The sequence below is a fragment of the Sphaerospermopsis reniformis genome, from assembly GCF_005402885.1.
GTDB classification, from domain to species: domain Bacteria; phylum Cyanobacteriota; class Cyanobacteriia; order Cyanobacteriales; family Nostocaceae; genus Sphaerospermopsis; species Sphaerospermopsis kisseleviana.
This window is the reverse complement of the sequence record NZ_BJCE01000285.1, coordinates 1-6,188: the sequence shown is the minus strand read 5'-3', so window position 1 is coordinate 6,188 and position 6,188 is coordinate 1. Positions and strand designations below refer to the sequence as shown.

Sequence of the window (6,188 nt, the reverse complement as noted above, 5' to 3'; positions counted from 1 at the left end):
TTGGTAATTGGTAATTGGTAATTGGTAATTGGTAATTGGTAATTGGTAATTGGTAATTGGTAATTGGTAATTGGTAATTGGTAATTGGTAATTGGTAATTGGTAATTGGTAATTGGTAATTGGTAATAGAGAAAAATTATTTCCTATATCACCGTTTACCGATTACCATTCACCTGTTATAAAGTACGCAGACGTTCCTGCAAAATTTCCGCTTGTTTTTGTGCTTCTGCTAAAGCATCTCTGGTAGTTTGTACCACATCTGCGGGAGCTTTATCTACAAAGTTGGAATTACTCAATCTTCCAGTTAAAGCTTTAACTTCCGCTTCAACTTTATTCAAACTTTTCTCTAATTTCGCCCGCAATACTTCAACATCAACTACTCCAGTTAAGGGAATAACAATTTGCACAGTACCCACAACTCCGGAAATAGAATTTTCTTTTTCCTGTGCAGGTTCTTTTTCTTCTTCCTGTGTGGTAGCAGGTTCTATTTCTGGTTGTGTCGGTGCTTCACTGGGTGGGAAGTATTTAGCAAATAATTCTTGTCTGGCTTTACCATTAAGTAAATAACGGACTACAAACCAACCTGCATAAAATAAACCTACTGTTTCAAAGAAACTACCAAAAATGGGTATCCGCAAAGATGTATTGCCGACAAAAATAACGACTCTGAGAGTAACTAACACCGCCAGAATTAAACCAATATTTTTCAAGGTCTGCCAATAGGAACTACTGAAAAGTTCTTTATTTTTGGGTAATTCTGTTGGTGCTTCTCCAGTATTTTCTGGAGTGCTTTCTATGGAAGTGCGAGCATTAATAGTTAAGGTTTCTACCTTAGCTAAATCTTTGATATATGCTTCCCCAATTGTCAGGATTGACCTTTCTTTTTCACTTTCACTTTGCAAATTTGCGGTAATTTTTGCCCCTGGTTTAACATCAGCTTCCGCCCGTAAATTACGAATGGTGCGGATAGTATTAATTAACAAATCAAACTGTTCTTCTAAACCAGCATCAATTAAATTTGTATCCGCTTCTGGATAACTTTGTAAAGCTAAAACTTGGGGATTCTCTGCTGGTTGTTGGGTGAGAGTTTGCCAAATTTCTTCGGTAATATGGGGCATGAAAGGATGTAATAACTTTAATACCCCTTCCAAAACGTAGGCGATAATTTGTTGGGCAATTTTCCGAGATGCGGGATCTGCATCTTTTTGTAATCTGGATTTTACTAATTCAATATACCAGTCACAAAAATCTCCCCAAATAAACTCATAAAGTCCTTTGGCTGCTTCCCCTAAACCATAATTATCAATGTAGTTATTTGTTTGTTTAACTACTTGATGATAACGGGAAAGAATCCATTTATCACTGAGTTCTATGGGTTCTGGTTTACCTAATTGGGCTGGAGTTTGTCCATCCAAATTCATCATGACAAATCGGGCAGCATTCCAGATTTTATTGGCAAAATTTCGGGATGCTTCTACAGAGATAGATTCGTCTTTTTTGCGGTCATATTCTAAGCGAATATCTTGACCTGCACCGACTACTTCTTTAACTAATGTATAACGCAGGGCATCAGTTCCATATTTATCAATCAACAATAATGGGTCAATGCCATTGTTTGCTGATTTGGACATTTTCTTATTATTTTCATCCCTAACTAAACCGTGAATATAAACGGTTTTAAAGGGCATTTTTCCGGTAAAATGTCCTGCCATTAAGGTCATTCTTGCTACCCAGAAAAAGATGATATCAAATCCTGTAACTAGGGTAGCGTTGGGGTAGTAGGTTTCTAAGTCTTTGGTTTGTTCTGGCCATCCTAATGTGGAGAAAGGCCATAAACCAGAGGAAAACCAAGTATCTAAAACGTCGGGGTCTTGTTCTAGTTTGACTTCTTCGCCAAATTGGGCTTTAGCTTTTTCTAATGCTTCTGCTTCGGTTTTAGCAACAAAGAAGGGTGTGGTGTCGGTAATTTCTCCGCCGGTTTCGCTAACTGCATACCAAGCGGGTATTTGATGACCCCACCATAATTGACGGGAAATACACCAGTCACGCAGATTTACCAACCAATCACGATAAACCTTTCTCCAGCGTTCGGGGACAAATTCGGGGGAATTTTGGTTATCGAGGAAATCGAGGGTTTTATCTGCAATGGGGCGAATTTTAACAAACCACTGGGTTGAAAGTAGGGGTTCTACGGGGACTTTTCCGCGATCGCTATAGGGTACTGTATGTTTATAGTCTTCTATTTTGACCAGTACACCGTCGGCTTCTAAACGAGCAACTACATTTTTTCTAGCAACAAAGCGGTCTTGTCCTTGGAACTCTCCCGCATTTTCGTTAAGCGTGCCGTCTTTGTTCATGATATTGATAAACGGCAAATCATGACGCTTACCCATTTCAAAGTCGTTAGGGTCATGGGCAGGAGTGACTTTAACGCATCCTGTACCGAAAGCGGGGTCAACTAATTCATCACCAATAATCGGTATTTCCCGATTCATGATGGGTAAGGTGAGAGTTTTACCAATTAAATGTTTATACCGTTCATCTTCCGGGTTAACCGCAACTGCCGTATCACCTAACATGGTTTCGGGTCTTGTGGTGGCAACTTCCACAAATCCAGAACCATCGCTGAGAGGATAACGGAAGTGCCAAAGATTACCATTTACCTCTTTGGGTTCGACTTCCAAATCAGACACCGCAGACTGAGAAGCGGGACACCAGTTAACTAAGTAATTACTCCGGTAAATTAGACCTTCTTCATAAAGACGGATAAATGCTTCTAAAACAGCTTTTGATAAACCTTCATCTAGGGTGAAGCGTTCCCGCGACCAGTCCACGGAAACACCTAAACGGCGTAATTGATTGACAATTGTACCACCTGACTCGGCTTTCCATTGCCAAGCCCGTTCTAAGAATTTTTCTCTACCTAAGTCGTAGCGAGTTTTACCTTCTGCTTTGAGTTGTTTTTCCAGAATGGTTTGTACTGCGATACTTGCGTGGTCAGTACCAGGTAGCCAGAGGGAGTTTTTACCCTTCATTCTTTGATAGCGAATGATGGCATCAATCAACGCACTTTCAAATGCGTGACCCATGTGTAAACTGCCGGTGACGTTGGGAGGGGGAATAACAATACAGTAGGGTTCACCGGGGTGGTTGGGGTCTGCTTTGTAGACTTGGTTTTCTTCCCAGAATTTTTGCCATTTCGCTTCTGTGGAGAATGATTCGTAAACACTGGGGAGATTTGGTATAGTTGCGGTCATGCTGGGAATTATCAGTTTTTTAGGACTCTGATCAATTTTGCCACAAGGTAGGATAGATGGTGATTTGTTACGAACCGCAAAGTTAGTAAATTTGGGAGATGGGTAAGTTTTGGAAGTGTGAGATAATACGGTTTATGGTCTGTTGGTTTTGATGATCTTTGTTTTGTTTAAACCGCAAAGTTCGCAAAGTTCGCAAAGTAAGAGGATTAAGTAATTTATTTAATGTTAGCAAAGGAAGTTATGCTGAGACAGCCAAATGAAGAGGTAGAAAAGTTAGCTTATAGAGTTATTGGTGCTGCTATTGAGGTACATCAAGTATTAGGTTCTGGATTTTTAGAGGAGGTATATCATAGGGCTTTAAGAGAAGAATTTCTTTTTCGTGAAATACCTCATACCTGTGAACATCCAGTAAAACTATACTATAAAGGTCGTCCTGTAGGCGAGGGTAAATTAGATTTTTTAGTTGGAGAATCCTTAATAGTAGAATTAAAATCTGTGCAAAGTTTAACTCCTATCCATGAAGCACAAGTTCTCTCATATTTAAAAATGACTACATACCCCCTTGCACTCCTCATCAACTTTAATGTTTCCCTCCTCAAAGAAGGCATAAAACGCATCATCTTTTCCTCCTAACCTTACCCTCCTTTAAATCCTCTTCCTTTGTGTACTTTGCGTACTTTGCGGTTCGTTACAAAAAACTAGAGGTTATTTTTATAATATTACTTGATTCTATTTTATCTTAAAGAGATACATTTAGTATGATTGGCGATCGCACTACGGTTAGCTATTGATAAAGTGTGACATATTTTTTCAAAGTTGGGTGGAAAAACAAAACTTGTGTATCAAAATTATAATAATTCCTTATTCAGTTTGTAAATTTGCTACAATATAAAGGTATTTATAAATAAACTATACCGTATAAAAGGCTCAAACAGTATGAACGCTGAGGAACTTATAGCACTTTATGAAGCAGGAGAAAGAGATTTTCAGGGTTTAGATTTGGAAAATATAGATTTAAGAGATGTTGATTTAAGTTGTGCTAATCTAAGACTTACTAACTTACGAAATGCTGATTTAAGTTGTGCTAATCTAAGACTTACTAATTTAAATTATGCAAATTTGAGTGGTGCTGATTTAAGTGGTGCTGATTTAAGTGATGCTTATTTAAATGATGCTAATCTAAGACTTACTGATTTAAGTGATGCTAATTTAACTGGTGCAATAATTGATAGCGAGACAAAATTAGATTATAAATGGTATTGTGTATGGAAACTTATTAATTCAAAATTCAATGTTTTTGATGTAAACTTAACTTATGATGATACAGATTTAGAAGAACACGATAATAATTTAATTATTAATGGTATAGATTTAACTTTTGGTGATATCAATTTAAGTAATGCTGAATTAAGTTGTGCTAAATTAGAGTTTATTAACTTAAATGGTGCTAACTTAATTGGAACTAACTTCAGTAATTCTGATTTGAGTGGAACTAATTTAAGTGATGCTAATTTAAAAAATGCTGATTTGAGTGGAACTAATTTAAGTGGTGCTAATTTAAAAAATGCTGATTTGAGTGGAACTAATTTAAGTGGTGCTAATTTAAATTGGGTAAATTTAACTGGTGCAATAATTGATGATAAGACAAAAATAGACCATAAGTGGTATTTAGCATGGAAAATTGTTAATGGAAAATCAGATAATTTAATAAAAAATTATTATCAACTTTCTTTATTTAATCTACTAAATAATTCATTTGATTATAATCAATATATAGGTAAAGATTTAAGTAGTTCTTATCTTCATAATTTAGACCTTATAGGCTTAAATTTGAGTTTTTCTATTTTTTGTCGTGCTGATTGTCAAAATGCTAATTTCACAAATACTAACTTATATTGTGCAAACTTTCATGATGCAAATTTAAGAGGTGCAAATTTTACTAATGCTGATTTACGATATGCAATTTTAATAGGTGCTGATTTAAGAGGAGCAGATTTTACTAATGCTGATTTACGACATATAAATTTTCATGGAGTAGACTTAACAAAGTCTAACACAGAAGGAGCAAAATTCACAACATTTGATGATATATCATGTTCTTGGAATCAGTTAAATGATAATCAATTTGAAGAACTTTGTTATGATATTTTGAGAGAAAAACATAAATTAACTAATATAGATAAAATTGGTAATTCTCGATCTCGTGATGGTGGTCGAGATATTGTATTTTTTAAAGGTGTAGATATTAATAAAAAACCTATTAAATGGATAGCTCAATGTAAGTTAAAAAGTGATAAGCGATCTCTTGGAAGCTCACAAGTCACTGATATAAGTGATATGCTAGTAGCACAAGAAGCTAAGGGTTTTTGTATTATGACTAGCGGAATAATTGACGCAACTTTACATGATAAATTAGATGCTTTAAGAGATAGAAACGGTATTGAAGTCGAAAAATGGTCATATTTAGAAATAGAACGATTTTTAGCAGAACATCCAGAAATTAAAGCCAGGTATTTTAAAGATTAAGTTGATAAAAATAATCCATAAAATTATCCTACACAGGTAGGCTTTGTTTGTATAGCCCCAGATTTCAAATCTCAGGGCTAAATTGTAACCAATATATCCTATTATTCCCGATTCCGCAATCTTTCTAACAACTCCTCACGGGATAAACTACCCAAAGACAAAAGTAACTGAGAACGTTCAGCAATAGGAAATTTAGCAATCTTTTCCACCGCACCAGATAACTCAGCATCTAAACTACCAAACCGCCCTTCCAACAAAGAAGTTATCAATAAAAGTTGTCCTTCCTGTCTTCCTTCCTGTCTTCCTTCTTGCTTTGCTTCTTGTCTCCATTCTTCCCGTTGTTGTAAATAAGCTGGTGATAAGTTCATAATCTCTTCCTCCTCTTCTCTACTTAAATTATCTCTC

4 protein-coding genes and 2 pseudogenes are annotated in these 6,188 nt (G+C 36.0%); 2 read left to right on the top strand and 4 right to left on the bottom strand.

All coding sequences use genetic code 11. The features are described 5' to 3' along the window. The 3 genes and pseudogenes from FFR48_RS30650 to FFR48_RS24385 all read right to left on the bottom strand — a co-directional run. Positions 1–50: pseudogene (locus FFR48_RS30650) on the bottom strand (alpha/beta hydrolase); the annotation flags it as partial. Between the two features lie 14 nt (positions 51–64). After that, a pseudogene (locus FFR48_RS30645) lies at positions 65–127 on the bottom strand (alpha/beta hydrolase); the annotation flags it as partial. A gap of 49 nt (positions 128–176) precedes the next feature. Continuing rightward, on the bottom strand, positions 177–3,257 hold the full coding sequence (locus FFR48_RS24385; protein ID WP_137669154.1) for a valine--tRNA ligase: 3,081 nt from the start codon (positions 3,255–3,257) through the stop codon (positions 177–179). A gap of 240 nt (positions 3,258–3,497) precedes the next feature. Between FFR48_RS24385 and FFR48_RS24380 the strand changes: the two genes are divergently transcribed. Both FFR48_RS24380 and FFR48_RS24375 read left to right on the top strand, forming a co-directional pair. Next, positions 3,498–3,890, top strand: a complete 393-nt coding sequence (locus FFR48_RS24380; protein WP_236104168.1) for a GxxExxY protein — start codon at positions 3,498–3,500, stop codon at positions 3,888–3,890. Positions 3,891–4,193: 303 nt separating this feature from the next. Continuing rightward, complete coding sequence (locus FFR48_RS24375) at positions 4,194–5,783, top strand: pentapeptide repeat-containing protein (RefSeq protein WP_137669153.1); 1,590 nt, start codon at positions 4,194–4,196, stop codon at positions 5,781–5,783. A gap of 101 nt (positions 5,784–5,884) precedes the next feature. Here FFR48_RS24375 and FFR48_RS24370 read toward each other — a convergent pair. Next, positions 5,885–6,188, bottom strand: a 304-nt coding sequence (locus FFR48_RS24370) for a DUF4351 domain-containing protein (RefSeq protein WP_371851482.1), incomplete at its 5' end; no start/stop codon positions are given.

What these genes read in the sequence shown, in the direction of transcription:
- FFR48_RS24385 (WP_137669154.1), bottom strand. Translation starts at nt 3,257, where the DNA reads ATGACCGCAACTATACCAAATCTCCCCAGTGTTTACGAATCATTCTCC.
- FFR48_RS24375 (WP_137669153.1), top strand. Translation starts at nt 4,194, where the DNA reads ATGAACGCTGAGGAACTTATAGCACTTTATGAAGCAGGAGAAAGAGAT.
- FFR48_RS24380 (WP_236104168.1), top strand. Translation starts at nt 3,498, where the DNA reads ATGCTGAGACAGCCAAATGAAGAGGTAGAAAAGTTAGCTTATAGAGTT.